The following is a 25,585-nucleotide window of genomic DNA, read 5'->3' on the forward strand; positions in this document are numbered from 1 at the left end:
CAATGTATTAAAGTATTTTATGCTTCTGTAGTTATTATCCATCATACAAACATTATAATAAGATTAATATAAATTGTCAAAATTATTATATTATTATTGCTATGATCTTTTAATAGCCTCCGTTTTCAAGTTTTATCTGTGAACCATGCACAAAGCCATGAATCGCATCTTTTCCATCTTTAGCATTCGGAGGCATATAATATACTTCACACCAACCTTTATCATCTATTTCATAATAATAATAATTATCAATAGCTAATAAAAGACCTCCATTATTAATCATATCGTTTTTCAAAATCTTTCCTATTATTTTTCCATTTGCTTTATCTCTTATATTCACATAATCGTCTTTGGAATTATATTCAAGTTTGCTGTAATAAGCATCTCCTGCATTATAATTATTTTTAGTAAAATACTCTGTTTCTACATCACCTAAAGCCTTAAAACCTACAATATCACCGTAAGCCTCTCTTCCTGCTTCACCTTCTCCGTAAAAACGATAATTTCTAATTGTTACTTCAGCTCTTACCGCAGAAGCACCTAAAAATCTTTTATTTAAAGGTTCTGGTAATTTTACTTCAATATTTTTTAATAAAACACCGAATTCCAATCTGTCAAATTCAACACCGCTAAAATCCAAAGAATCACCATATTTAGAAGCACCTTGATTTTTCAAATCCATTTCAAATGAAGCAAATAAAAAAGGAAGATTTACATTATTATCAGGATAAAATCTTAAAGCACTATAAATAATATCAATATCAGAATTATCAGCTCTTTCAAGAACTCCTGTTAATGTAATCTCTCCATCAAAATAAACTATACCACCACTTTCTACATTATAGGCTTTAAGTGTATTTTTTGTCACTTTACCATTATCACTTAAAAGTTCAGAAAAATACGCTTCAGTAGGCGGAGATGCCCATAAAAAATTAATACTTAAAAGAAATAAAATAATTTTTTTCATTGAATAACTCCTATTATATATAAAAAACTTGTTCGTTACTAAGCCCTGCCATTTTGACAAATGGCAGACACTCACAAGTTTTTTATTTAGTTTATATAATATTCAAAGGCTCGTAATTTTTTATTCTGTTACTATGCTCGCGACGAAGTCCACATTACGAAGCAATGTGAATCCGCCTTAAATAATCTAGCGAGTAAACTCACTAGCTAGATTCAGCTCACTTTTTTATTTAGTTTATATAGTCTTCAAAGGCTCGTAATTTTTTATTTTGTTGCTATGCTCACCACAGTATAAAAAATTAACTAATAAATATATAACATTTATACATTTACAATTTCTCTACTTCCTCTATACTCAAACCTGTATTTTCACTAATTATTTTTATATCTATACCAGCTTTTTTCAAATTTCTAGCTATATATATCTGCTGTTCTTTTTTACCTTTTTCCATACCTTGTTTAATACCCTCTTCAATTCCTAGTCTTCTCTCTTCTTCAAGCATTATCTGATTACCATATAAATAAGCCTGCCTCTTATCGTATTCATTCATCATTAGCCTATCTTTAATGAAATTATTGTATCGTCTCTGTACCTCTTCCATTACAGGTTTTTCTTTTACTAATTCTGACATTATAACCTCCTCATTCTCTTTCATTGTAAAGAATTTTAGCCAGCAATTTAAATCTGGTTTTAATAAATTGTTATTAAATTTCTTTAGCTCAATTATATGTATTTGTAAATGATCAGTTAGTAATCTTTGATTAACCGTATCATAAATCATGTAACAGGAATGTATATTATTACTGTCATCTAAATTGAAATTAAGAAGATTAATACTTATTACAGGAGTTAGTGCATCGTATTTTTCGCCTTGCTTTAAAAGTTTACTGTAATTAGAAGCCCAATAATAAAGTATGCGTTCTGGAAATCTTGAATTGCCTTGAAGCTGAATCTCTATTATAACAACTGAACCATTTTGAGTTATACACTTAACATCTGCAATTGTTTCTTTATCTTCATAGTTCTCCTTATAGTTAAATGGCGTAAGTATTTCTACAGACCTAAAAGTCTTCATGCCAGCATCAAGCATTGTTGAATTAATAAAATCAAGTAATATTGCCTCGCTTCCTTTATCAGAGAAAAGATATCTCACAAAATAATCGTTCAATGTATTAAAATATTTTATGCTTCTGTAATTATTATCCATCATACAAACATTATAATAAAATTAATATAAATTGTCAAAATTATTATTGCTATGCTCTTTTAATAGCCTCCGTTTTCAAGTTTTACCTGAGAACCATGCACAAAGCCATGAATTGCATTTTTTCCGTTTCCAACCACTGGAGGAAGATAAAATACCTCATACCAATTTTTTTCAAAATTTTCATAATTCATATAATCAATACCTGCTCCATTGATAGATAATAAAACTCCCCCATTATAAATCATATCATTTTTCAAAATCTTACCTATTATTTTTCCATTTGCTTTATCTCTTATATTCACATAATCATCTTTAGAATTATATTGAAGTTCGTTGTAATAAACATTTCCGTCATTATAATTATCTTTACTAAAATACTCTGTTTCTACATCACCTAAAGCCTTAAAACCTACAATATCACCGTAAGCCTCTCTAGATGCTTCACCTTCTCCATAAAAACGATAATTTCTAATTGTAACTTCAGCTCTTACAGCAGCAACGCCTAAAAATCTTTTATTTAAAGGTTCTGGTAATTTTACTTCAATATTTTCTAATAAAACACCGAATTCCAATCTGTCAAATTCAACGCCGCTAAAATCCCAAGAATCACCATATTTAGAAGCACCTTGATTTTCCAAATACATTTCAGATGAAGCATATAAAAAAGGAAGATTTACATTATTATCAGGATAAAATCTTAAAGCAGTATAATTATCTCCCATATCTTCATTATCAGCTCTTTCAAGAACTCCTGTTAATGTAATCTCTCCATCAAAATAAACTATACCACCACTTTCTACATTATAGGCTTTAAGTGTATTTTTTGTTACTTTACCATCATCGCTTAAAAGTTCAGAAAAATACGCTTCGCTAGGCGGAAATGCCCATAATAAATTAATGCTTAAAAGAAATAAAATAATTTTTTTTATCATAATATAACTATCCTTTTTAATTTTTTAATATTCTATTATAAAAAAATATAATTATATACCTTTATCTATATCATGTATTGACATGCCTCTTTTATCTAAAATATAATTTCTAAGTAAAATGCCAAATATAGACATGATATCTTCAACTAAAATTCCATAATTATATGCTTGATTTTTCACTTTTAATAATTCTTCTTCATTTAGGTATTCTATTAATTTGTTCTTTGCTAAATCCATAGAATTTTTTTGTATGTCATAAGCAGAATTACAATCTTTTAAAGAAGTGTCATTTTCTAATTTATCTAAATATTTTTTTAATATTTCATTAGCATTCATGTCTTTACTTATTTTTTGTCCTACATCAGTTAAAGAAATAGGGCTATTAGACATTATAGGAGAATTTTTATTTGTATGCTGATAAATTAAATCGATTTTAGTTTCCACCTTTATAAGTCTATCTGATATATCATCTATTTTTGATAATTTATTATCTTGATTACTAAATTTTTCTGACCATTTTCCTAATTTATAAGTTAAAAATATAATGAATATTAAGATTATTACTAAAATAATGACACTAGAATTTAACTGCTGTATAAATAAACTTAATAATTCTACCATAATATTTTCCTCATAATAAAAATTTTATTACTAATAATATTATTAAATTAACAATATTATAAAATATTTTTTATATAAAACATATAAAAACCTTTCAATATAAAAAACTTGTTCTATTACTGCTATGCTCACCTCGCCGATAATTAGCAAATAAATAAATTTATTTGCTGGCTTCGGTTCGCTTTTTTATTTGAAATTATTAATCTAGTATGTGTCCCATTCTTTCTTTCTTTGTCTTTAAATAAAATGCATCATACTCTGAAGCCTCTATTTGTATAGGCACTCTGTCTTTTATTTCAAGTCCGTAATTATTCAAATACTTTATTTTGTCTGGATTATTAGTCATAATTTTTATGCTCTTAACACCCAATTTTTTAAGCATTTGATAAGCCTCATAATATTCACGCATATCATCTCTAAAACCCAAAGCTATATTAGCATCCACTGTATCAAGTCCGCTGTCTTGAAGCTCATAAGCTCTTAATTTATTAACAAGTCCTATTCCTCTGCCTTCCTGACGCATATATACCATTATACCTCTGCCTTCAGAAGCAATTTTTCTCATAGCATAATCATACTGCTCTCCGCAATCGCATCTTTTTGAACCTAATGCATCGCCTGTCAAACATTCAGAATGTACTCTGCAAAGCACATCCTCGCCGCTTGAAATGTCTCCCATAGTTAAAACTACATGATGTTCTTTTGTTATTTTATTTACAAAAGTAAGTATTTCAAACTCTCCGTATTTAGTAGGCATTTTAGCCTTAGCATAAAGCTCCATCAAGTCTTCATTCTTTTTTCTGTAGTCTATCAAATCAGAAACTGTTATCATTTTAAGATTATGTTTTTTAGCGAAATCAATCAAATCATCTCTTCTCATCATATCGCCGTCATCTCTCATAATCTCGCAGCATAAACCGCATTCTTTAAGTCCTGCAAGTCTCATCAAATCAACAGTAGCCTCAGTATGTCCCATTCTTACAAGCACTCCACCGTCTTTTGCAAGCAATGGAAACATATGACCTGGGCGTCTGAAATCTTCTGGTTTAGATTTTTCATCAACTACTTTTAAAGCTGTAATGGATCTTTCTACTGCGGAAATACCTGTTGTAGTGTCAACATGATCTATAGATACTGTAAAAGCAGTTTCATGATTGTCAGTATTTTTTGTAACCATTTGATTTAAATTAAGTTTGTTTGTAATTTCTTTGCTCATAGGCATACATATTAAGCCTTTAGCATAAGTAGCCATGAAGTTAATATTCTCTGTAGTAGCAAACTCAGCTGCACAGATTAAATCACCCTCATTTTCTCTATCTTCGTCATCGGAAACAACTATTATTTTTCCGTTTCTTAAATCCTCTAAAGCCTCATCAATAGTGCTGTAAATGTTTTCCATTTTTAATGCTCCATTTAATTTTTTTATTCAGCTTTTTCCTAATAATAAACTGTAAAAAACTGCAAAAAGTTCAAAAATTATTAAAATCCGTTCTTAAGTAAAAACTCCATTGTGATATTGGATTTTTTACTATTATCATTGTTTTCTTTATTATCTTCTTTAAATGTTAAAAGCCTTTCAACATACTTGCCTATAACATCATTTTCTATATTAACTTTATCACCCTCTTTTTTATAATAGAGTACAGTTTCCTTTAATGTATGAGGAATAACAGCTATAGAAAAAGTGTTATCAGTTAAACTTGCCACTGTCAAACTTATACCATCAACAGCAACAGAGCCTTTCTCTACTATATACTTCATTAAATGTCTAGGCACTTCAATAGTAAGTATAATAGCATTATCATCTTTTTTCATAGACTTAATGCTTCCCACTCCGTCAATATGCCCGCTTACTATATGACCACCGAATCTTCCGCTTAAAGTCATTGCTCTTTCAAGATTAACTCTGCTTCCGTTTTTTAAACTTCCCAAATTAGTACGGTTCAAAGTCTCCTGAGTAACATCAGCATTGAATATCTTATTATCAAAACTAGACACAGTTAAACAAGTACCATTAACAGCAACACTATCACCTAAATGCAAATCATCAAATATCTTTTTTGCTTCTATCGTAATAACTTTGCTCTGTACCGATTTAACAATTCCTATTTCTTCAACTATACCAGTAAACATTTTTAATATTTTCTCTCTTAAATAATTTTGTACTTTTTCCCGCCTTCGCCAAAAGTACCAAAAAGTGCAAGTGTAAAATTAATTATATGTAAAGCTAATATATTTTATCTATAAATTAATAATTTAAATAGTATTCCAAAAATAAATCCTCATCTATTTTTGTTATATCTCCGCCTATAAGTTTAAAAGCATTATTAGGGTCATCTATACCTTCGCCGCCTATAGGGCTTTTTGCTTTAACGCCTCCAAATATTTTTGGTGCTATATAAACTAAAACCTTATTTACTAGCCTTTCCTCTATCAAACTAGCATGCAAAGAAGCACCGCCCTCTACATACACACTATCAATATTTTTCTCTTCGCCTAATATCTTCATTAATTCTTTTAAATCTACTCTTCCATTATCACTTTCTGTTTTTATTATCTCTATTCCCAAACTTTCAAGCTCTTTTATTTTACTGTCATCATTGCTAATAGTAGCTATAAAAGTTTTTATTTCTTTTGCAGTTTTACAAATATTAGAGTCCAAATCTATTTTTAAAGAACTATCTAAAATTATTCTTATAGGGTTTCTAGTATTTGGAAGTCTGCAATTAAGTGTAGGATTATCTTCTATTACAGTATTTATTCCAACCATTATGGCAGAGTATTTATTTCTAAATCTATGAGAATGCTCTCTTGCTTTTTCAGAAGTTATCCATTTTGACTTTCCGCTTACTGTTGCAATTTTGCCGTCAATAGTCATAGCATATTTCATCACAACAAAAGGTCTTTTATTTGCTATATAATAGAAAAAAACTTCATTTAATTTTATGCACTCTTCTTCAAGTACATTAACTATCACCTCAATTCCAGCATCTTTTAATTTTTTTATTCCGTTACCTGCAACTTTAGGATTAGAATCCACACAGCCTATAATAACTTTTTTTATTTTATTTTTTATAATAGCATCAGCACAAGGAGGAGTTTTACCATAATGAGAACAAGGCTCTAAAGTTACATATATAGCAGCTCCTTCGACATCTTCTCCTTTTTTTTGTGCATCAAGAAAGGCATTAATTTCAGCATGATTTTCACCGTATTTTTGATGATAACCTATGCCTATAACTTTATCATCTTTCACTATTACAGCACCAACCAAAGGATTAGGACTAGTAAAACCTTCTCCTTTTTTTGCTTCTTCAATAGCCATTCTCATATATTTTTCATGCATATTTTGCTGCATAATGCTAATACTCTTAAAAAAATAATTTTTTATTTTTAATCTTTGGGTTTTATTTTGGCGGATTTTTGACTTGTAAACAAAAAAACTCTAAATGTTAAAAATAACAGTTAGAGCCATCATTTTATGTAGTAGTTTACATTAATTTTATCTTCTACCATCCAGACTTTAACTGTCGGTTTTGGAATTGCACCAAATCTGCCATTTTGAATAAGAAACATCAAAAAAGCTCGCGGACTTTACCGCCGGTATGGAATTTCACCTAGCCCCGAAGATTTATTATACTAATATTATAATACAAATATTTTCTGTTGTCAAGTTATTTCACTATAATACTAAAAACTCATTATTTCGTACCAATAATTATCAAAATATCTATACATTCCCATTCCTGGCGAATAATAAGTATATATCTCATGAAAATCTTTTAAAGCATCTTTAAATGAAGTATTATCAATATAGCCTTTTCTCGCCATATAAAGAAGTGCTATAGACGGAGATCTGGACATGCCAAAATTACAATGAACTAACACTTCCATATCATTTATATGTTCATCTATAAACTCCATAGATCTTTTTATCATAGGAAAAGCATATTCAAAAGATAAACTGCTTATATCAAGTAAATTTAAATATAAATTATTATTACTCTGATAAACTTTTTTATCGCCTATATTTCCCCTCACACCTCTTACAAAACAGCTTTGGCAAGCATGAACTATAGCTCCTTTAAACTCAGAACAGTCTCTGTCATTTCCTACATATAAATTTTTGTATATTTGCTTCATAATAAAAAACTCCAATAAGATTTACATTATAATTAAATAATTTAAATTGTCAATTTTGTTTTACATATTATTAAATATAAAAAATAATAATCAAATTAATATTTGTTACTAATTATTCCATTAGACCTGTTGTAATTTTGTACATACATATATTGATATTATTATATAATAAATTTAAAAATAATATTTATAGTTTTAATAATTGGGGCTTTGCTGCGAAGCACACAGTCGTGCCAAACCCCACTTCTTTTGTGACGCTGTCCGCCTTCGGTGTGGCACATACGAAGTACGCCTCGCTGTGCGTGCCTTCGGCAGGCGAGAAGCAGGCAAAGCCCGCCTACGGCGAAAGACTGCATTTTTATATCTTATTTGTATAAAATTATATTACATTTAAAACAAAAAATAATATATAAAACTACTATAAATAAAATTTATATTATGTATTTTTAATCATAACTGTATAAAAATATAAAATTGCAACAGGTCTATTATTCTAGAATATAAAAATTTATATAGTTAAATGATGCATTAACAATCTATAACGCACGATAAAAAAACATATAGTATAAATATATTTATATTATATGTTATTGCTTTGAACTAAAAATTATTTAATCGTGCGGTAATTGCATAACAAATAAAAAAAGATTTGGGTGGGTGTTTTTATTTATAATTTAAACAAAAAATATCAAATAATTTATAATGCAAAATAAGATTATAAAATCTTGAGGGTGGGAATTAGAATAAGTCAAAAAATTTAAAAACTTTTTCTCGCTCCCCACCCTTTAGAAATTATTACTTCACTTTGAATTTTAGCTTTGTATTATTTTGTTATTTAATTTACATATATTAGCACCCACCCAAGCGTATTTAAATTTATTATCTATTCACTGCACGGTAAACGAAATTCTTAAATATAAATCTATTAACAATACAATTTTAATTATGTTTTAAAATAAAATTTTGCGTGCGTTGTAAAAATTCAAAACCTAATCAAAACTTTGGTGGGAGTTAATAAATTAGAATAAAATATAAAGGCAAATAAAATCTAAATATCATAATTAAACAATAAGCCTAGAGGGTGGGAATTAGAATAAAGCAAAAAAATTAAAAATATTCTAACTTCCACTTTTATATATTTATTATTCATGAATTTTTATTTGTCATACTATTATTAAAGAATTCGCTTAATTTATCAAAAGGTATTAAATCTGTTCTGTCATATAGATCAACATGATTAGCATTAGGTATTATTATTAACTCTTTTGGTTCTTTAGCTTTTTGATATGCATCTTCGCTGAAATATCTTGAATGAGCTTTTTCACCTGCTATAAAGAGTATAGGTCTTGGAGATATAATATCGATATTTTCTAAAGGATAATAATTCATCAAGCTAATACTGCTTATAACAGACATGGCAGTTGTGGCACGAGGGTGAAAACCTCTTTTTGTACGATAATAACTGTAGAACTCTTTTACTATATCTGGGGCATTTTCATCTATAGTTTCAGGAGTACCTATTTGAAATTGTTTTTCTCCGCCCTGATATTCATTCCATCTTTGCATGGAAGCTGCTTCAATCATTTTTTTTCTCTCTTCATCAGTTAAAGAATCATACATTCCGTTTCTGGCTATCTTCCCATATCATACATACTAGCCACAACTATTGCTTTTATTCGGCTGTCAATTTTAGCTGCACTTAAAACAAAACTTCCGCTTCCGCATACTCCTATAGCTCCTATTTCGTCTCTGTCAACATAGCTTAATGAACCTATAAAATCTACTGCAGCACTGAAATCTTATGCAAATGCCTCTGGTGAAGCTGTATAATGAGGAGAGCCTCCGCTTTCTCCGTTGTATGATGCATCAAATGCTATAGCAACAAAGCCTCTCTCTGCCATAGCCTGAGCATATACTCCTGCAAGCCTGTTCTTTTACTGCACCGTAGGGACCTCCTATAACTAATGCCTTATATTTTTTATTGGTATTAATATCTATAGGTGTGTATAAGTCAGCAGCTATATTTATACCTAGTCTATTATAAAATGATACTTTTTTAACATTTACTTTATCGCTCTTTTTGAAAGTTTTATCCCATTGTAATGTATTGTTCTGTGCCATAATACTTCCTATAGGAAAAAGCATATATGCTGAAAATAATAAAGCTCTTTTTAAAAAATTTTTAAACATTATAATATCCTCCTTTTAGTTATTTATAGAATATAATAATTAATAAACTATAGTAAATATTTATTGATTATGAATATATATACTTTTTAGGTATTGATTAAAAACTAATAATTCTGTATTATAATAAATAAAGGAGATTTAAATATATGGAGATAAGAGCTTTAAAATATTTTTTAACTACAGTAAGAGAGGGAAACATTACAAAGGCGGCAAAATATCTTAATTTAACACAGCCTAATTTATCGCGTCAGATAAACATGCTAGAAAGAGATATAGGGCATAAATTATTTGAAAGGAAACATAATAATATAGAGCTTACTCCAGAGGGTATTTTACTTAAAAAAAGAGCAGAAGAAATATTAAATATGATAGATAAAACAAGGGCTGAGTTCAATTTTACTGATGAATTAATAGCAGGCGATATATTTATAGGAGCAGGTGAAACTTGGGCTATTGCATTGCTTGCCTCTATTATGCGGGATATGCAAAAAGACTATCCGCATATAAGATATAATATTTACAGCGGAAACTCTGAAGATATTACAGAGAAGCTAGATAAAGGACTATTAGATTTTGGGGTGTTGATAGATCCAGCCGATTTATCAAAGTATGATTATTTAAAAATGCCTGCCAAAGATACTTGGGGTCTTATTATGAGAAGAGATTCAAAGCTCGCACAAAAAAAGTATATATTAAAAAAAGATATTCTCAATATTCCTTTAATAGTATCAAGACAGACTATTCAGAATGATATGCAGAATAATGATTTTTTAAAATGGTTGGGAGGAAGTTTCAGCGGTTTGGAGATAGCGGCTACTTATAATCTTATTTACAATGCATTGATTATGGTACGCGAAGGTATGGGGTATGCTTTTGCTTTGGATAGGCTCATAGATAATATTAATAATAAAGATATATGTTTCTTGCCTTTAAAGCCTAAATTAGAATCTGGGCTTAATGTTGTATGGAAGAAAAATCAGGAGTTCTCAAGGGCTTCAAAAATATTTTTGGAAAGAATGAATAAAAGTTTTTGTAATATAATTGATAATTAAAAAATACTAGACTTAATTTATATATATGATAAAATTTATTATATAGAAATATTTTTTATTCCGAATTATATAATAATTTTTTATAGTAAAGTGAGAAAATAAATGCTTGTAAGTTTTAGTGCAAAGAACTATAAATCATTTTATGATGAAGTTACTCTTGATATGCGTATAGAAGTTAATGACAAGAACAGAGAAGAAATTGAAAATAATCCTTTTGTATATAAAATAAATGATGATTATATATCAAAACTATGCATACTATACGGACATAATGGAAGCGGAAAATCTAATTTGTTAAAGGCTATTCAATATTTAACTAATATTAATATAAATCATTTACCTTCAAATTATGAAGAATTATTTATTCCAAATATGATTTATGGTAAAGATAAAAATACAGAATTCACATTAGAATTTTATTATAATAATATTTTATTTTTCTATAAAATAATATTAGATAATAAAAATAAAAAAATAGAATATGAATTGTTAAAAGAAAATAATAATATAGTTTTTGAAAGAAATAATAGTAATATAGTAGATGGAAATGACTTTTTTATCAATATTAAAGGTATACCAACACAAATTACCGTCATATCTCATTGTTATAGTGTTGACGATTATAAAAAAAAAGTGAATAAACACAGAAAAATATTTGTAAAAAATTTTTCTATTTATTTAGACAATACAAAATTATGGCAAATATTATTTTTTGAAATTGATAATATATATTCTTCATTAAGAAAATCTAAGACTTGGAATATATATAAAAAACTTATCTCTCTTGCTGATGTTGGTATAGATGATATAAAAATTATAAAAAATAAAAAAGATAATGATATATTTGAAGATTTTATAAATAGAAATAAATATAAATTAACATCTATACATGAAAATTATGAAGATGATTTTAAAAAAATAGAATCTGATGGAACTAAAATTTATGCAAATAATTTAGTATCTATATTAAAATCTTTAATAAATGGAAATTTATCTGTATTAGATGAATTTCAAGGTGTGCAGTCTGAACTTTTAGAGCTTGTTATAAGTTTGTTTCAAAAAAATATGTTTGAAGATTTGGATAATCCTACAGTTCAATTAATATTATCAACTCATGATACAAATTTAATGAGCCTTAAAAATACATTGTTAAATCATTATTGGTTTCTAAACAAAGAAGATAATAAAAGCGAATTATACTGTGCTTCCGACTTTGAAGATTTAAAAAGAGAAGATTTAGAAAAAGAATATAAAAGAAACAGCCTAAAAGCAAAATACAACTCCCGATTATTTGAAGTTCCTTCAAAGTTTTTTATTGATGAGGATATAAATAAATGAGGAATAAACAAACACTAAATACTTTAAATAACAAAAAATATTATTTATATTGTTTTTCGCCCGGAGAAACCGAATTTGAATATTTAAAAAAATATATAAATGAAAAACTTAATGATAAAATTAAATATAATGGTAATGCTCAAACACATCAATTAAGTTCAAATATTAAAGATGATGTACAAAAAAATAAAGAAATAAATAAAATAGTAGATTTTATAACAAATAGAACTTCAACTATGAATGAATATGGTTTGGGAAAAATAATTGTGTTTATAACTGACTGTGATAATGCTGAACTTAACCATATAGAAGATTTAAGAAAAAAATTTAATAAGTGTCTGCAATTATACGGCAATATTAATTCTAGTATATTTATACTTAATTATCAGGCATTGGAAAGCTGGCTTGAATATTATTATGATAAAACAACAGATAAACAAATAATTAGAGATGATGTATTTAAACATTGGGATAAAGTATTTCAAAATAATCATGATAATGCTGTAAATAAATATTTAAACAAACATAATCAAAAAGTACCTTCATCAATAGATAATTATTCAGATATACATACTAAAAGCTATTCAGATTTTCCTTATGCTTTTAAATATTTGGAAGAACTTGAAATTAATAAAAATAGTTAACTTTTAAAAAACTCCCAAGCAAATTAATACCTGAGAGTTTTATTAATTAATGATTAGATTTATATTATTTTAGATTGTCATTGAAGAACTGTGTTATTTTTTCAAAAGGTATTTTTGACATGTCATCGTATAATGAAACATGATCTGCATCTTCTATTATTACTAATTCTTTATTGTTTCCTAATATTTCATTATAAACATCTTCAGAATAATATCTTGAATGTGCTCTGTCGCCTGCTATTAAAAGTACAGGAGTAGTATCCAAATCCCCAAGATTATCCATCAAATTAAAGCTCCAGAAAGAAAAAGGCATAGTAGCAGTCCAAGAAGTAACGAAGTTTATAGCACGAGGGTGATAAGCTCTTTTTGCATAATAGTTGTAAAAGGCAGCAAATACAGGATCAGCATTCTCTGGAAGCTCTTCAGGTACAACCATTGCAGAAGCCTGTATATTATTATTTTCATCAAAAGTAGGCTCATGATTACCTAAAGCATAATTTCCATTTTCAGCATCTTTCCAACGCTGCTCGCTTAAATACTCTCTTATTTTTCTTCTCTGCTCTTTTGTATAATAATCCTGATGTCCTTTGCTCATATCTCTTGACATGTCATACATTGAAGCAGTTGCTACGGCTTTAATTCTAGTATCAGTACCAGCAGCAGTTATAGCCATACCAGAAAGCCCGCATATACCTATTGCCCCAATGCGATTCCTATCTACATAATCAAGCAAACCTAAATAATCTACAGCAGCACTATAATCTTCTGTGAATATATCAGGTGAAGCATTATTTCTAACCTCTCCGCCGCTTTCACCAGTAAAAGACGGATCAAAAGCTAATGCTACAAAACCATTGCTAGCCATTTCCTGTGCATATAAACCTGATGACTGTTCCTTAACTGCTCCGAATGGTCCAGAAACTACCAATGCGGGATTTTTTTTATTGCTGTAGTCTTGAGGCAAATATAAATGTCCTACTATTTCTATACCGTAGCGGTTTTTGAATCTCACTTCTTTCATTTCTATATTTGTGTAAACTGTAAATACTCTGCTGTCCATATTATTTTCTCCTTTATTTTGATTGTTTTCTGTGCTGTTATTATTACAAGAAATTATAAATGCTAGTAATAATAAAATTGATGATATTGTTTTTTTCATGTTTTCTCCTTTTTTTATTTATTTTAATTTTTTATTTAATTTGCTATTTTTAATTTGTTTATTTCTTTTATGATTTTGGCAGGTATTCCTCCTACTATCACATTTGAAGGTACATCTTTATTAACTAAAGCTCCAGCTGCTATTATAGAATTATCTCCTATAGTTACTCCAGAAAGTATATGTACTCCTGAACCTATCCATACATTATTTCCAATTACCACTTTTTTTGGGTATGTTGTGCTTCTGTATTCTACTTCTATTCCATGATTGAGTGTTGAAATAGTGGCATTCATTCCTATAAATACATTATCTCCTATAACAATGCCGCCTCTATCCTGAAATGAACAGCCGCAGTTGAAAAATACATTCTTTCCTATCTTTATATTCTTTCCAAAGTCAGTATAAAATGGAGGAAAGCATGTGAAACTTTTATCTATTTTTTCGCCTGTAAGCTCTTCAAATAATTCTCTTACCTCATCTGTTGTATGATATTTATTATTAATTTCCATAGTTATTTTTATTGCATTCTGAGAGCATTCATATAAAAGCGGTGATAATTCTTTATCCTCGCTTGATATTGTATTGCCTTCTTTGCAGTATTTAATAAACTCTTCCATATTCATTTTAGTTTTTCCTTATGTTTTTGATTTATTTGCATTTTATAGAAAAATTAAATTATATCAAATAATTATGTGTTATATATTATTATACCTAAAAAGTATAATATTAATGCATACATTTAATATTCTTTTAATTAAAATGAATTTGCTTTTTTTATTTTTATGTATCATACTATAAGTAGGCGAAATACAAACAAAAAGGATTTGTGATAATGATAGAAAATTTTATACCTAATAAAAAAGTATTCGTATTTGATACTAATGTCATACTTCATGATTTTAAGTCAATATTTTCTTTTGAAGAAACTAATATAGTTATACCTATTACCGTACTTGAAGAGGTTGATAAGTTCAAAAAAGGAAGCGATACAATCAATTTTAATGCAAGGGAGTTTATAAGGGAGCTTGATGTTATAGTAGAGAAAAATGAAGAGCTTCAGGGTACTAAAGATATTTTTAAAAAAGGTGCTTTGCTTGATAATAAAAGTAAAGTATTTATAGATGTTAATAATGAAGAGAGAGATGATTTCAAAAAAATATTTGCAGGTAATATACCAGATCATAAAATATTATCATGTGCCTATAATATAAAATGCGAAAATCAGCGTGTAATTCTCATAACAAAAGATATTAATATGAGAATGAAGGCTAGAAGTTTAGGTATTGACACGCAGGACTATAATACTGACAAGATAGAAAAATTATCATCATTATTTACAGGTATAGAAAGCATATCTGGAGATAATGCACGCATTTATATAAAAGAGCTTAATGAAAACAAAGAAATAGCAGTAAAAGGTGAGCATTCTATTTATCCTAATACATATTTGTGCTACAGAGTAAAAGAAGAAGATGAGGCAGTAATAGGTAAATATAAAGATGATACAAAAACAATAGTTCATGTTGATACTAATATAGATGCTTATGGAATAAAGCCTAGAAATGAAGAGCAGGCTATGGCTTTGGACGTTTTACTTGATAATGATATACCTTTAGTTACAATAATGGGTAAAGCTGGTACTGGTAAAACTCTTTTAGCACTTGCTGCTGCTTTAGCAAAGAGAAGGGAGTACAGACAGATACTTTTAGCTCGTCCTGTAGTTGCACTTTCTAATAAAGATTTGGGTTTTCTTCCCGGTGATATTAACAGTAAATTAGATCCTTATATGCAGCCTTTATTTGATAATCTTTCTGTTATACAGCATATTCATTCTGACGACAGCGATGAAAGTAAAAATATTAAAAAAATGCTTGAAAATGAAAAGATAGTCATTTCACCTTTGGCATATATAAGAGGAAGGAGTTTGAACAAAATATACTTCATAGTAGATGAAGCACAGAACCTAACGCCTCATGAAATAAAAACTATTATAACAAGAGCGGGAGAAGGTACAAAAATAGTTTTCACAGGCGACATTCATCAGATAGACACTCCGTATTTGGACGAGAGAAACAATGGTCTTACTTATTTGATAGACCGCACAAAAGCGGAAGTATTAAGCGGTACTGTTACGCTTGAAAAAGGTGAGCGTTCAAAACTTGCGGAGCTTGCTGCCAATGTGTTATAAAATTATTTAACATTAACAATTAAAGCATAGAGGAATTGGTAAATCAAATCCTTTATGCTTTTTTATTTTTAACTAAAATAAAATTTATATTAACTTTTTGATTGATTAAAAAAGTATACCCACCAAAGATGTAATTAAGTTTATAACTTTTTAAACGCACGCAGAATTTATTTTTTAAACATACTGAAAATTGTATTTTTGATAAATTTTATATATTTAGTTTCGTTCACCGTGCGGCGTATAGGCTACAAATTTAAATTCGCTTGGGCGGGTTTTAATAAATTCTAATTAAATAATAAAACAGTATGAAGTTAAAATTAAAAATAAAGTAATAAATTCTAAAGGGCGGGAAGTGAGAATAAAATTTTTTACTTTATTCTAGTCCCCACCCTCTAGGCTTATTATTTAATTCTGAAATTAAAATTTTATTTGCCATTTTACTTTACTCTAATTTATTAAAGCCCACCCAAGTTTTGATTAGGTTTAGGACTTCTTTAACGCACGCAGAATTTATTTTTTAAACATACTGAAAATTGTATTTTTGATAAATTTTATATATTTAGTTTCGTTCACCGTGCGGCGTATAGGCTACAAATTTAAATACGCTTGGGCGGGTGCTAACAAATCTTATTTAAATAATAAAACAGTATGAAGTTAAAATTAAAAATAAAGTAATAAATTCTAAAGGGCGGGAAGTGAGAATAAAATTTTTTACTTTATTCTAGTCCCCACCCTCTAGGTTTATTATTTTAATCTGAAATTATAATTTTATTTTCCTTTTTACTTTACTCCAATTTATTAACGCCCACCCAAGTTATGATTAAATTTATAATCATAACTACGCACGGATAATGAAATTTTATAATATAATAAGATTTGTATTTCAAATAAAATCTATATTTATAATTTTTTCTGCGTGCGGTAAGTAAAACATTAAATTTAAATTAAAGCTTGTGATGGGGAGAACTTCTAAATCTAAATAGAGTTTAACATAAAAATAAGTTAATATATACTAGAGATGCTGGTTGAAACAAAATTTAAAACTTGATAAATATAGTCTAAATTGTATAATTAATAATTAAAAACTATTTGGAAATACTATGTATGAGAATATTCGCTGGAAAATATATCACCCAGAAATATTTTTAAAGAAGCATACGCAGCAAAGATTATTAAAAGTCAAGATGAATTTATTGATATGATGCTAAGCCGTAATTTGCTTTCACATACTTATGATTTTATTAAATTTAAGGAAGTTATTATCAAGATAGAGAATGATTATTTGAAAATATTAAATGAATTATATAGTTTCTTTTTGGAGAAAATAAATGATTAAAGGATAAATATTAATGCTTGATGAAAAGATAAAAGAAGGTATAAGAAATATATGCAGTTCTTATAAAAATATAGAAAAAGTTATACTCTTTGGCTCTAGGGCGATTAATAAAGAAAAATATAATTCTGATATAGATTTAGCTTTAGTCGGAGAGTTTGATTTACTTTTTTGCGAAAGATTAAAAGAAGAATTATCAGACCTTCCTACTCTTTTAAAATTCGATGTAATTTCCTATAATAATATTGAAAATGATGAATTATTAAATGATATAAAAAATCATGGAAAAGTTATCTATAAAAAATAATATACTCGTTTCAAAAGTGCTTGATAGGATTAAGGATAAAATTCTAAAATAGAATGTTTTATAGTGTATTGTTTTAGTATGTAAATATGTATTCTTCTGACTGCATGCTATACTCATAAAAGGGTACTTTGTATGTATTAGTCCATTCTTAAATGTAGTCTTACACATTGCCTAGCATGTCCCTTATATACAGTATGCAAAGAATCACTTTATATGCTTCTCAATGGTAAATAAACTCTTATAAAACTAAATACTATATTTTAAATTACTAAAAATAGTTATATAATACTTTTTAACTAATTATATTATAAAAAATTTGCTATTATTTATATAATAATTCGCCTATATGATAATTAAAAAAAATTAATTTTTTTATTTTATTTATGCAAAAAATTGTTTTTAATATAAAATAGAATATATAATAATCGGTTATATTGTTAATACGAGAAATTTTAAAGGATAAATATGATTAGTTTTTTTAAAAGTCAGTCTACAGAGGCAAGAAGAGATCTGATTCTTCATGGTCCTATTAGTAATACTTTAATAATGCTTTCTATTCCAACTCTTATAATGAGTATAGTTCAGTCTATGATACCATTGATGGACGGACTTTTTCTTAATAATGTTGCTGGTACTGTTATAGCAAGCAGCGTGCATTTTTCAGAGCCTATAATCAATATGATGACAGCATTATCTCAAGGTTTGGGGGTTGCTGCTATGGCTATAGTGGGGCAGTATAATGGACTAGGGGACTTTAAAAATGCCAAAAGAATATCCACACAAATAGTTGTTATAGGGGTAATGTTTGGAATTGCTATGGGGCCTACTCTATATGTTGTAAGTATATTAGTGTCAATGAATCTTTTGCCTAATATTAAAGAGAATGTATTTACCTATTTATCTTTATATAGTTTTGTTATGCCTATGACATTTTTAGCTGCTCTATATAATGGTATAAAAAACGCTAATGGTAAACCTGAAGCTACTCTTATAAGAAGTATAATACTTCTTCTTTTGAAAATATTATTTAATTTTATATATGTTTATTTACTTCATTTGGGCATAGTAGGAAGTGTATTGGCTTCCTTTTCCACTTATGCTATTGTAACAGTTTGGATGTATTATGATTTATTCATAAAAAAAAGCGATGATAAATTATCTTTAAAAGAATTTAAATTTGACTCTACAGTATTGAAGGAGCTTATGATTATAGGTATTCCTTCTATGCTCAATACATTTTTAACTAATTTAGGATTCTTTCTTATCAATACGGAGGTTGAAAAATATGGTGCTTCTGTATTAAACGGGCAGGGTATATCTAATAATATAGTTAATATATGCTTTAATTTTACAGCTGCTTTTGGTTCTGCTGTTACTACAATGGTTAGTATGAATATAGGTGCTAAATATAATGATAAAGCTAAGAAATCATGTTATACAGGAATCATAATGTCAGTTATTACATCCATTGTTCTTATAGCTATTATCATACCTCTTACGCCTCATCTTACTATACTTTTTACTAGGCAGGCTGAGGACTTATATGTGGCTAATGGATCTCTTCCTATATTTGCTTTTGGTGTATTGGGATTTGGAGTGGCTATGGTTTCTCAGGGTGCTTTGATTGGACTTGGAAGAACTAGAATACCTCTTATAATAAGCATACTTAGAATATGGCTTTTGAGATTTATATTTATTCTTTTAACAAGCAAATATTTATCATATTGGTCAGTATTTTGGGGCAATTTATTTTCAAACACTATGGCTGGAGTAATAGCACTATTAGTAATATTAAGAGTTCCTTGGGTTTCTGTTATTAATTTGAAAACACAAAACAGCCTTGTTTTAAGGACAAGATTATTTGTAGATGCTCTAGGTGCTAGATTATTTCCTAAAAATATTGGTAAGAGAAAAGATTATGTTCAGAAGATGAGAGATAAATTGAGTAAAATAAAAGATCCTGTTAAACTTGTTTTATTTAGAGAGAAAGAACTTGAAAAGATAGAGAGGATGCAGGAGAAGGAAGAGAGAGAAAAACAAAGAGAAGAAAAGAGAAAATTAGAAAGGGCAGAATGGAAAATGCAGCTTGAAGAGATGAAAGAATTGAGAGATAAGAAAAATCGAGAACGCAGAGAATATAATGAAAATAGGAAAAAAGAGAAAGAAGCTAAAAAATTACAAATGAAACAGGAAGTACAGGCTAGAAGAGAAGCAAGATATAAATTAAGAGAGGAGAAAAAATTAGAAAGTCAAAAGCGTAAGGAAGAGAGAATGAATTTAAGAAATAAAAATACAAAAAATAATAAGCCGAGAGAATAAATTTTATGAATAATACAACTTTAGTAATATTAATAGCAGGAAGTTCTAAAAGATTTGCAGGTAAAGTAAAAAAGCAATTTATAAAAGTTGATAATAAGCCTATATTTATTCATACTCTTATAAATATGCTTAAATTTAATTTTAATAATATTGTTTTAGTGAGTGCTGAAGAAGAGATAAAAAATATAAAAAAATATATTGAAAAAGAAGCTCTTATAAAAGAAAAAATAAGGAAAAATATTCATTATATAAAAGGCGGAAGTGAGAGGGTGTATTCAGTATATAATGCTATGAGGTTTCTAAATGAACATAGAGAAGATATTAAAACCGATTATGTATTCATTCATGATGGGGTAAGACCTTTAGTGAAAAAAAAGGAAATTATGCAGTTATATGAATATGTTGTAAAGTATGATGCTGCTATATTGGCTTCTAAGGTTGTAGATACGATAAAAAAGGTTAATGAAGATAAAACTATAATAGATACTATTGACAGAACCTATCTTTATAGGGCAGCCACTCCTCAGGGTTTTAAATTTGATAATTACATGTATGCAATTGAAAAGTATATTAATGATAAAAATGCTGTTTTAGTTACAGATGATGCTGAAATATATAGTAAATATTTTGGAGATGTAAAGATATATGAATGTTCTTCTGATAATATAAAGATAACCAGCAGAGAAGATTTAGATATTTTTATAAAATTAAGATAAAATCATATTAATTATTTGCTTTTTTTTTTATTCAATGATAAAATTTTGATAATAAGTTATTAGGGGCGGTATATTTTGAAGTGCAATATATGTGGTAAAGAAAAAGCTGTATTATACATTCAAGAAATAATCGGTAATGAAAGAAAAGAAATTTCTATATGCAAAGAATGTGAAATAAACGGCAATATTATAGAAAAATGTTTGGAATTGGAATTTAATAATATTGATACCATATTTCCGAATTATAAATCATTGCCTTCAAAAAAGAAAAAGAAGAAAACTCCTAATTCTAATAAAATATGCAAAGTTTGCGGATACTCCTTAGATAATTTTATAAAAACAGGCATAGTATCATGTCCTAAATGCTATGAATATTTTAAATCAGAACTTAGCAGGCATATTAAAAAAATACATAGAGAAAATAAACATATAGGAAAAATATCCAGCAGAAATTTAACTAATAAAGATATAGAATCCAAAATTAATAAATACAGAGAAGAAATAGAACTTCTTATAAAAATAGAAAAATATGAAGAAGCTGCTTTGATAAGAGATAAATTAGAACATTTGAAAAAAGATTTAATATCTAAAAAAACTAAGAGCGAAAAAAAAGATGTCCGTTAATAATACAGCAAATTGGATATATAAAAAAGGTGAAGATGATAATATAGTATTATATTCTAAAATTTCCATTTACAGAAATGTAGACGGTATTAGATTCTTTCATAATATGGATAAAGAAGATTTTAAAAATACAGAAAATATTTTAAAATCTAATATAGAAAAATTAAATCTTAATTTATCATATAAAAAACTTATTGAACTTCCTTCTATTGATATTAGAATGCTTATAGAAAATCTTACTATACCCAGCAATAAGAATATAGTGAATGCTTCATTATTTACAAATGAAGATGAAGATATATCTTTACTAATAAATTCTAATGAACATTTAGAAATTCAAACTATATCAAGAGGTTTAGAATTAGAGAGCTGTTTTAATAAAGCCTATGAAATAGAAAGCATTTTAGATCAGCAAATAGATTTTGCTTATGATAAGAAATTCGGCTTTCTTACAAGTTCTCCGAATATAATAGGTACGGCTATGATGGCTGAAGTTTGTATTGCCGTTCCTTGTCTTACTTGGAAAACTTCTGATAATATAGATTATATAATTAGCGAATGCAATAAAAAGGGATTAGAAGTAAATGTGAAAAACGGACTGCTTAATATAAGAAATAATATTATGATAGGAGTGACCGAAAAGTTTATACTTGACACTATTATAGAAAAAGTTAAAGAGATATCTGAAAAAGAAAAGAAAATAAGAAATAGAATAAAAAAACTAGACAGGGTAAAAGCTGAAGATAGAATATACAGAAGCAATGCTATATTATTATCAGCAAGAAGTTTAAAATATAGAGAACTTATTAATTATAGCTTATGGCTTAGGTTGGGTATTTATTATGAGATTATTGATAATATAAGTTTGGATACTATATATTATATGGCTTTTGTTGGAAAGAATGCCCATTTAAAGCATCTATATGAAAAAAGCAGTTATTATAGAAATGTTGATGAGATAAGGGCTAATGTTGTAAGAGATATATTAAAACAGTAGATACTATTTTATAAAATTTATTTCCACATTGTATTTAAATTGAAAGTTCATACCATAAACATTAAAGGTTAGTATTATATCAGCATTGCATTTATAACTTTCTGTCATTATAGCATCAAGGGCGGTTTGAAATAAATCCATATACTTTACTTTAGACTTCATATTCATTTCTCTGGAATCATTGGCTGGAATTCTTATAATGTCTGATTCTTCAGATGATTGTGAGTTTGCAAATACATCGCCTGAAGAATTAATAAGATTTATTTCAAGTTTTTCTATTGGAAGCTCAAATGGTAAATTATTTTTTATTTCAAGCAATGTATTTAATGTAATATCTGATAAAGTAATATTATATATAGATGCAGATTTTACAGTTATATCAGGTTTATATTTTTCTATATATTCCCTTGTAATTTTATCAGCCTCTGACTTTACTTTAGAGCATGATAGAACTGTAATTAACAATAAAATTGATATTTTAATTAATTTCATTATTCTTTAAATGTTAACTCTTTAGTATAAGGGAATTCAAATTGCATTCCGTATATAGTAAATGTTAAAGTTATTTTAGCATCGCATTTAAAAGATTTTGATTTTATAGCATCAAAAGCTGTTGTAAATACATCTACATATTTTGCTTTAAAATCTAAATTAATATCTTTTGCCTGATTTGCCGGTATCTTTAATGTTTCTACAGAATTAGCTGTTGCAAAAGTTTTTCCTGAAGTATTAATAAGATCTATTTGAACTTTATCAATAGGAACTTCAAAATCTAGATTATTCTTTATTTCAAAAAGAGTAGTTAAAGTGATATCCTGTAATGTTATGCTTGATATTGAGGCATTTTTAGCTTTTATATCAGGTTTATGTTCTTCTATATAGCTTCTTGTGATTTCTTTTGCTGATGATTTTAGGGTTTCACATGAGTACAATACAAATAGCATTGATAATATTGAGATTATAGCAGTTATTTTCTTAATCATAAATCATACCTTTTTTATTTAATACATATTTATATAACAAATACAACTAAAAATAGTGATATGTAGTAGTTTATTATTGATGATATAAATGTTTTATAATATTAAGTATATCAATATTATGTTCATAATTTTTTAAATTTATTGGTATTATAGAGAACATGTTTAATTTACCGGTTATTACATGAATTTTAAATATTGATTTTTTTAAATTAAAAAAGTTATTTATTAAATTTGAAAATTCTTTATTATATAAAATAAGATTAAAAGTAATATCTTTAGTTTCTTTTGATTTTACTGATATATCATCGCATTCTATATAAGCGAATTTTTCATTTAGGCAATTAATGAGATTAAGCTTTAAATTTTCAAATTTTATTTTTATAGGGTAATTATTTTTTACATTTAATGTTATTTGAAAGTATGTACTGTCCCATTCAAATTTTTGCAGAATAATATTTTTAATATTAATATCAACATGTAATTTCATTGTTATAATAGATATAGCATTATAAAAAAGTTACAATCTGATACAGATTGTAACTTTTTATAATTAAATATTAATTAGCTAATTTTAAATTGCATTCATGCTCTTCTTTTTTGTACATAGCCTGTCTTTTCATAAGAAGATCAAAATCAATTAAATGACCGTCAAATTCAGGTCCTTCAACGCATGCAAATTTAGTTTCATTTCCCACTTTTACTCTGCAGCATCCGCACATTCCTGTACCATCTATCATAATAGGGTTTAAGCTGACAACTGTAGGAAGATTATATTTTTTTGTAAGCAAAGAAACAAATTTCATCATAATAGCAGGACCTATAGCTACAACTTCTGAAATTTTTTCTCCTCTTTCATATATTCTAGTAATCATGTCGGTTACAAGACCTTTTTCCCCATAACTTCCATTATCAGTACAGATAAGAACTTCATCAGATATTTTTTTCATCATGTCTTCCATAATGATAAGTGATTTATCTCTTGCCCCTAATATAGAAATAACTTTGTTTCCGGCTTTATGATGTGCTTCCATGATAGGATGCAAAGGAGCAATACCAACTCCTCCTCCTACACCTAAAACTATTCCGTCTTTTTTTTCTATATGAGTAGGCTGACCTAAAGGACCTATAATATCCATTATTTCATCACCAACTTGAAGCTCCATAAGTTTAGCAGTAGAATATCCTATACTTTGAGTAACTATAGTAATAGTACCAGCTTCTGCATCAGCATCAGCTATAGTTAGCGGTATTCTTTCACCTTTTTCATCTAGTCTGAATATTATAAAATTACCTGCTTTACGATGTTTAGCTATATCTGGGGCTACTACTTTCATCATAAAAACTTTTTCCGACCATTGTTCTCTAGCGACTATCTTATAGCCCATAAAATTCTCCTTAAAATAACAAAATTGTAAATAATATTATTCTGCTGCTTTATTTTCTTCGGCAATGTTTTTTACTAAATCTGAATGTTTAGGGATTTTTACACCTAATCTTTCTACTAAGCGAGCTTTTTTACCAACTTTGTTTCTAAGGTAGTAAAGTTTAGCTCTTCTTACTTTAGCTTTTCTTATGATATCAACATGATCTATTCTAGGAGAATTCAATAAGAATATTCTTTCAACACCCACGCCGTAAGATATTTTTCTAACAATAAAACTTTTATTAATTCCTTTTCCGCGAATAGAAATAACAGTACCTTCATAAGCCTGTAATCTTTCTCTATCGCCTTCAATAATTTTTACCCATACTTTTAATGTATCACCTATTTCAAAAGGAAGTATGGCTTCTTTTTTATATTTTGCTTCTACTAATCTTATCTGTTGATCCATTTGTAATATCTCCTAATTAATTTTATTTATATT

At 27.6% G+C, this 25,585-nt stretch carries 27 protein-coding genes and 1 riboswitch; of the genes, 10 read left to right on the forward strand and 17 right to left on the reverse strand.

All coding sequences use genetic code 11. The features are described 5' to 3' along the window. Nucleotides 1-109: 109 nt before the first annotated feature. The 10 genes from A966_RS04820 to A966_RS13755 all read right to left on the reverse strand — a co-directional run bounded on the left by A966_RS04820 (nucleotide 110) and on the right by A966_RS13755 (nucleotide 10,060). Nucleotides 110-967, reverse strand: a complete 858-nt coding sequence (locus A966_RS04820) for a hypothetical protein (protein WP_008723141.1) — start codon at nucleotides 965-967, stop codon at nucleotides 110-112. A gap of 328 nt (nucleotides 968-1,295) precedes the next feature. After that, the gene (locus A966_RS04825) at nucleotides 1,296-2,174 is read right to left on the reverse strand and encodes an Rpn family recombination-promoting nuclease/putative transposase (RefSeq protein ID WP_008723144.1); all 879 of its coding nucleotides are present in this window, start codon (nucleotides 2,172-2,174) and stop codon (nucleotides 1,296-1,298) included. 59 nt (nucleotides 2,175-2,233) lie between these two features. Beyond that, the gene (locus A966_RS04830; protein ID WP_039955682.1) at nucleotides 2,234-3,103 is read right to left on the reverse strand and encodes a hypothetical protein; all 870 of its coding nucleotides are present in this window, start codon (nucleotides 3,101-3,103) and stop codon (nucleotides 2,234-2,236) included. 54 nt (nucleotides 3,104-3,157) lie between these two features. Then, nucleotides 3,158-3,727, reverse strand: a complete 570-nt coding sequence (locus A966_RS04835; RefSeq protein ID WP_008723148.1) for a hypothetical protein — start codon at nucleotides 3,725-3,727, stop codon at nucleotides 3,158-3,160. A 199-nt stretch (nucleotides 3,728-3,926) separates the two neighbouring features. After that, entirely contained in the window at nucleotides 3,927-5,126 is a 1,200-nt protein-coding gene (locus A966_RS04840) for a bifunctional 3,4-dihydroxy-2-butanone-4-phosphate synthase/GTP cyclohydrolase II (protein ID WP_008723150.1), read from the reverse strand. Nucleotides 5,127-5,206: 80 nt separating this feature from the next. Next, nucleotides 5,207-5,860, reverse strand: coding sequence for a riboflavin synthase (locus A966_RS04845; RefSeq protein WP_008723153.1), 654 nt, complete (start codon nucleotides 5,858-5,860; stop codon nucleotides 5,207-5,209). A 115-nt stretch (nucleotides 5,861-5,975) separates the two neighbouring features. Then, nucleotides 5,976-7,085 (reverse strand): bifunctional diaminohydroxyphosphoribosylaminopyrimidine deaminase/5-amino-6-(5-phosphoribosylamino)uracil reductase RibD, encoded by a 1,110-nt coding sequence (gene ribD / locus A966_RS04850; RefSeq protein ID WP_008723155.1) that lies wholly within the window; start codon nucleotides 7,083-7,085, stop codon nucleotides 5,976-5,978. Between the two features lie 142 nt (nucleotides 7,086-7,227). Then, a riboswitch (FMN riboswitch) is annotated at nucleotides 7,228-7,362 on the reverse strand. A gap of 55 nt (nucleotides 7,363-7,417) precedes the next feature. Then, a complete protein-coding gene (locus tag A966_RS04855; protein WP_008723157.1) occupies nucleotides 7,418-7,870 on the reverse strand; it encodes a protein-tyrosine phosphatase family protein in 453 nt (150 codons plus the stop codon). 1,146 nt (nucleotides 7,871-9,016) lie between these two features. Beyond that, the gene (locus A966_RS13750; protein ID WP_008723159.1) at nucleotides 9,017-9,490 is read right to left on the reverse strand and encodes an alpha/beta hydrolase; all 474 of its coding nucleotides are present in this window, start codon (nucleotides 9,488-9,490) and stop codon (nucleotides 9,017-9,019) included. Nucleotides 9,491-9,736: 246 nt separating this feature from the next. After that, nucleotides 9,737-10,060, reverse strand: a complete 324-nt coding sequence (locus A966_RS13755) for an alpha/beta hydrolase family protein (protein ID WP_232817748.1) — start codon at nucleotides 10,058-10,060, stop codon at nucleotides 9,737-9,739. A gap of 146 nt (nucleotides 10,061-10,206) precedes the next feature. Here A966_RS13755 and A966_RS04865 point away from each other — a divergent pair, with 146 nt between their 5' ends. The 3 genes from A966_RS04865 (at nucleotide 10,207) to A966_RS04875 (ending at nucleotide 13,094) form a co-directional block, all read left to right on the forward strand. Next, a complete protein-coding gene (locus A966_RS04865) occupies nucleotides 10,207-11,112 on the forward strand; it encodes a LysR family transcriptional regulator (RefSeq protein ID WP_008723160.1) in 906 nt (301 codons plus the stop codon). 102 nt (nucleotides 11,113-11,214) lie between these two features. Further along, nucleotides 11,215-12,450: an AAA family ATPase gene (locus A966_RS04870; RefSeq protein WP_008723163.1), complete on the forward strand. Its 1,236-nt coding sequence runs from the start codon at nucleotides 11,215-11,217 to the stop codon at nucleotides 12,448-12,450. Further along, nucleotides 12,447-13,094 carry a hypothetical protein gene (locus tag A966_RS04875; protein ID WP_008723164.1) on the forward strand — a complete coding sequence of 216 codons (648 nt, stop codon included), beginning with the start codon at nucleotides 12,447-12,449 and terminating at the stop codon, nucleotides 13,092-13,094. Before A966_RS04870 ends, A966_RS04875 begins: the two co-directional genes overlap by 4 nt. Before the next feature lie 64 nt (nucleotides 13,095-13,158). Here the strand turns inward: A966_RS04875 and A966_RS04880 are convergent, their stop codons facing one another. Beyond that, the gene (locus tag A966_RS04880) at nucleotides 13,159-14,253 is read right to left on the reverse strand and encodes an alpha/beta hydrolase (RefSeq protein ID WP_008723167.1); all 1,095 of its coding nucleotides are present in this window, start codon (nucleotides 14,251-14,253) and stop codon (nucleotides 13,159-13,161) included. A gap of 35 nt (nucleotides 14,254-14,288) precedes the next feature. Then, nucleotides 14,289-14,876: a DapH/DapD/GlmU-related protein gene (locus A966_RS04885; protein ID WP_008723169.1), complete on the reverse strand. Its 588-nt coding sequence runs from the start codon at nucleotides 14,874-14,876 to the stop codon at nucleotides 14,289-14,291. Between the two features lie 209 nt (nucleotides 14,877-15,085). Here A966_RS04885 and A966_RS04890 point away from each other — a divergent pair, with 209 nt between their 5' ends. From A966_RS04890 to A966_RS04915, 7 genes are all read left to right on the forward strand, one after another. Continuing rightward, complete coding sequence (locus tag A966_RS04890; RefSeq protein WP_008723172.1) at nucleotides 15,086-16,441, forward strand: PhoH family protein; 1,356 nt, start codon at nucleotides 15,086-15,088, stop codon at nucleotides 16,439-16,441. Between the two features lie 1,126 nt (nucleotides 16,442-17,567). Beyond that, nucleotides 17,568-17,777, forward strand: a complete 210-nt coding sequence (locus A966_RS13245; protein ID WP_256093391.1) for a nucleotidyltransferase substrate binding protein — start codon at nucleotides 17,568-17,570, stop codon at nucleotides 17,775-17,777. A 13-nt stretch (nucleotides 17,778-17,790) separates the two neighbouring features. Then, nucleotides 17,791-18,081: a nucleotidyltransferase domain-containing protein gene (locus A966_RS04895; RefSeq protein ID WP_008723177.1), complete on the forward strand. Its 291-nt coding sequence runs from the start codon at nucleotides 17,791-17,793 to the stop codon at nucleotides 18,079-18,081. A gap of 465 nt (nucleotides 18,082-18,546) precedes the next feature. After that, nucleotides 18,547-20,400, forward strand: a complete 1,854-nt coding sequence (locus A966_RS04900; protein ID WP_008723179.1) for an MATE family efflux transporter — start codon at nucleotides 18,547-18,549, stop codon at nucleotides 20,398-20,400. Nucleotides 20,401-20,405: 5 nt separating this feature from the next. Then, entirely contained in the window at nucleotides 20,406-21,116 is a 711-nt protein-coding gene (locus tag A966_RS04905; protein ID WP_008723181.1) for an IspD/TarI family cytidylyltransferase, read from the forward strand. A 75-nt stretch (nucleotides 21,117-21,191) separates the two neighbouring features. Further along, nucleotides 21,192-21,740, forward strand: coding sequence for a hypothetical protein (locus A966_RS04910; RefSeq protein WP_008723184.1), 549 nt, complete (start codon nucleotides 21,192-21,194; stop codon nucleotides 21,738-21,740). Further along, entirely contained in the window at nucleotides 21,730-22,737 is a 1,008-nt protein-coding gene (locus tag A966_RS04915; RefSeq protein WP_008723186.1) for a guanido phosphotransferase, read from the forward strand. Before A966_RS04910 ends, A966_RS04915 begins: the two co-directional genes overlap by 11 nt. 3 nt (nucleotides 22,738-22,740) lie before the next feature. On the opposite strand, the gene A966_RS04920 is transcribed toward A966_RS04915, so the two are convergent. From A966_RS04920 to rplS, 5 genes are all read right to left on the reverse strand, one after another. Continuing rightward, nucleotides 22,741-23,229: a hypothetical protein gene (locus tag A966_RS04920; protein ID WP_008723188.1), complete on the reverse strand. Its 489-nt coding sequence runs from the start codon at nucleotides 23,227-23,229 to the stop codon at nucleotides 22,741-22,743. Beyond that, on the reverse strand, nucleotides 23,229-23,720 hold the full coding sequence (locus tag A966_RS04925; RefSeq protein WP_008723189.1) for an LEA type 2 family protein: 492 nt from the start codon (nucleotides 23,718-23,720) through the stop codon (nucleotides 23,229-23,231). The genes A966_RS04920 and A966_RS04925 overlap by 1 nt, the downstream gene beginning before the upstream one ends. Before the next feature lie 73 nt (nucleotides 23,721-23,793). After that, entirely contained in the window at nucleotides 23,794-24,207 is a 414-nt protein-coding gene (locus A966_RS04930; protein WP_008723191.1) for a hypothetical protein, read from the reverse strand. A 70-nt stretch (nucleotides 24,208-24,277) separates the two neighbouring features. After that, nucleotides 24,278-25,105 (reverse strand): sulfide/dihydroorotate dehydrogenase-like FAD/NAD-binding protein, encoded by an 828-nt coding sequence (locus tag A966_RS04935; protein WP_008723193.1) that lies wholly within the window; start codon nucleotides 25,103-25,105, stop codon nucleotides 24,278-24,280. Nucleotides 25,106-25,141: 36 nt separating this feature from the next. Then, the gene (rplS, locus tag A966_RS04940; protein ID WP_008723195.1) at nucleotides 25,142-25,552 is read right to left on the reverse strand and encodes a 50S ribosomal protein L19; all 411 of its coding nucleotides are present in this window, start codon (nucleotides 25,550-25,552) and stop codon (nucleotides 25,142-25,144) included. Between the last annotated feature and the right edge of the window lie 33 nt (nucleotides 25,553-25,585).

The sequence above is a fragment of the Brachyspira hampsonii 30446 genome (genome assembly GCF_000316195.1).
Taxonomy (GTDB): Bacteria; Spirochaetota; Brachyspiria; order Brachyspirales; family Brachyspiraceae; genus Brachyspira; species Brachyspira hampsonii_C.

Coding starts and splice junctions, on each gene's coding strand:
- A966_RS04820 (WP_008723141.1), bottom strand. CDS start 967: ATGAAAAAAATTATTTTATTTCTTTTAAGTATTAATTTTTTATGGGCA.
- A966_RS04825 (WP_008723144.1), bottom strand. CDS start 2,174: ATGGATAATAATTACAGAAGCATAAAATATTTTAATACATTGAACGAT.
- A966_RS04835 (WP_008723148.1), bottom strand. CDS start 3,727: ATGGTAGAATTATTAAGTTTATTTATACAGCAGTTAAATTCTAGTGTC.
- A966_RS04840 (WP_008723150.1), bottom strand. CDS start 5,126: ATGGAAAACATTTACAGCACTATTGATGAGGCTTTAGAGGATTTAAGA.
- A966_RS04845 (WP_008723153.1), bottom strand. CDS start 5,860: ATGTTTACTGGTATAGTTGAAGAAATAGGAATTGTTAAATCGGTACAG.
- ribD (WP_008723155.1), bottom strand. CDS start 7,085: ATGCAGCAAAATATGCATGAAAAATATATGAGAATGGCTATTGAAGAA.
- A966_RS04855 (WP_008723157.1), bottom strand. CDS start 7,870: ATGAAGCAAATATACAAAAATTTATATGTAGGAAATGACAGAGACTGT.
- A966_RS13750 (WP_008723159.1), bottom strand. CDS start 9,490: ATGTATGATTCTTTAACTGATGAAGAGAGAAAAAAAATGATTGAAGCA.
- A966_RS13755 (WP_232817748.1), bottom strand. CDS start 10,060: ATGTTTAAAAATTTTTTAAAAAGAGCTTTATTATTTTCAGCATATATG.
- A966_RS04865 (WP_008723160.1), top strand. CDS start 10,207: ATGGAGATAAGAGCTTTAAAATATTTTTTAACTACAGTAAGAGAGGGA.
- A966_RS04870 (WP_008723163.1), top strand. CDS start 11,215: ATGCTTGTAAGTTTTAGTGCAAAGAACTATAAATCATTTTATGATGAA.
- A966_RS04875 (WP_008723164.1), top strand. CDS start 12,447: ATGAGGAATAAACAAACACTAAATACTTTAAATAACAAAAAATATTAT.
- A966_RS04880 (WP_008723167.1), bottom strand. CDS start 14,253: ATGAAAAAAACAATATCATCAATTTTATTATTACTAGCATTTATAATT.
- A966_RS04885 (WP_008723169.1), bottom strand. CDS start 14,876: ATGAATATGGAAGAGTTTATTAAATACTGCAAAGAAGGCAATACAATA.
- A966_RS04890 (WP_008723172.1), top strand. CDS start 15,086: ATGATAGAAAATTTTATACCTAATAAAAAAGTATTCGTATTTGATACT.
- A966_RS04895 (WP_008723177.1), top strand. CDS start 17,791: ATGCTTGATGAAAAGATAAAAGAAGGTATAAGAAATATATGCAGTTCT.
- A966_RS04900 (WP_008723179.1), top strand. CDS start 18,547: ATGATTAGTTTTTTTAAAAGTCAGTCTACAGAGGCAAGAAGAGATCTG.
- A966_RS04905 (WP_008723181.1), top strand. CDS start 20,406: ATGAATAATACAACTTTAGTAATATTAATAGCAGGAAGTTCTAAAAGA.
- A966_RS04915 (WP_008723186.1), top strand. CDS start 21,730: ATGTCCGTTAATAATACAGCAAATTGGATATATAAAAAAGGTGAAGAT.
- A966_RS04920 (WP_008723188.1), bottom strand. CDS start 23,229: ATGAAATTAATTAAAATATCAATTTTATTGTTAATTACAGTTCTATCA.
- A966_RS04925 (WP_008723189.1), bottom strand. CDS start 23,720: ATGATTAAGAAAATAACTGCTATAATCTCAATATTATCAATGCTATTT.
- A966_RS04930 (WP_008723191.1), bottom strand. CDS start 24,207: ATGAAATTACATGTTGATATTAATATTAAAAATATTATTCTGCAAAAA.
- A966_RS04935 (WP_008723193.1), bottom strand. CDS start 25,105: ATGGGCTATAAGATAGTCGCTAGAGAACAATGGTCGGAAAAAGTTTTT.
- rplS (WP_008723195.1), bottom strand. CDS start 25,552: ATGGATCAACAGATAAGATTAGTAGAAGCAAAATATAAAAAAGAAGCC.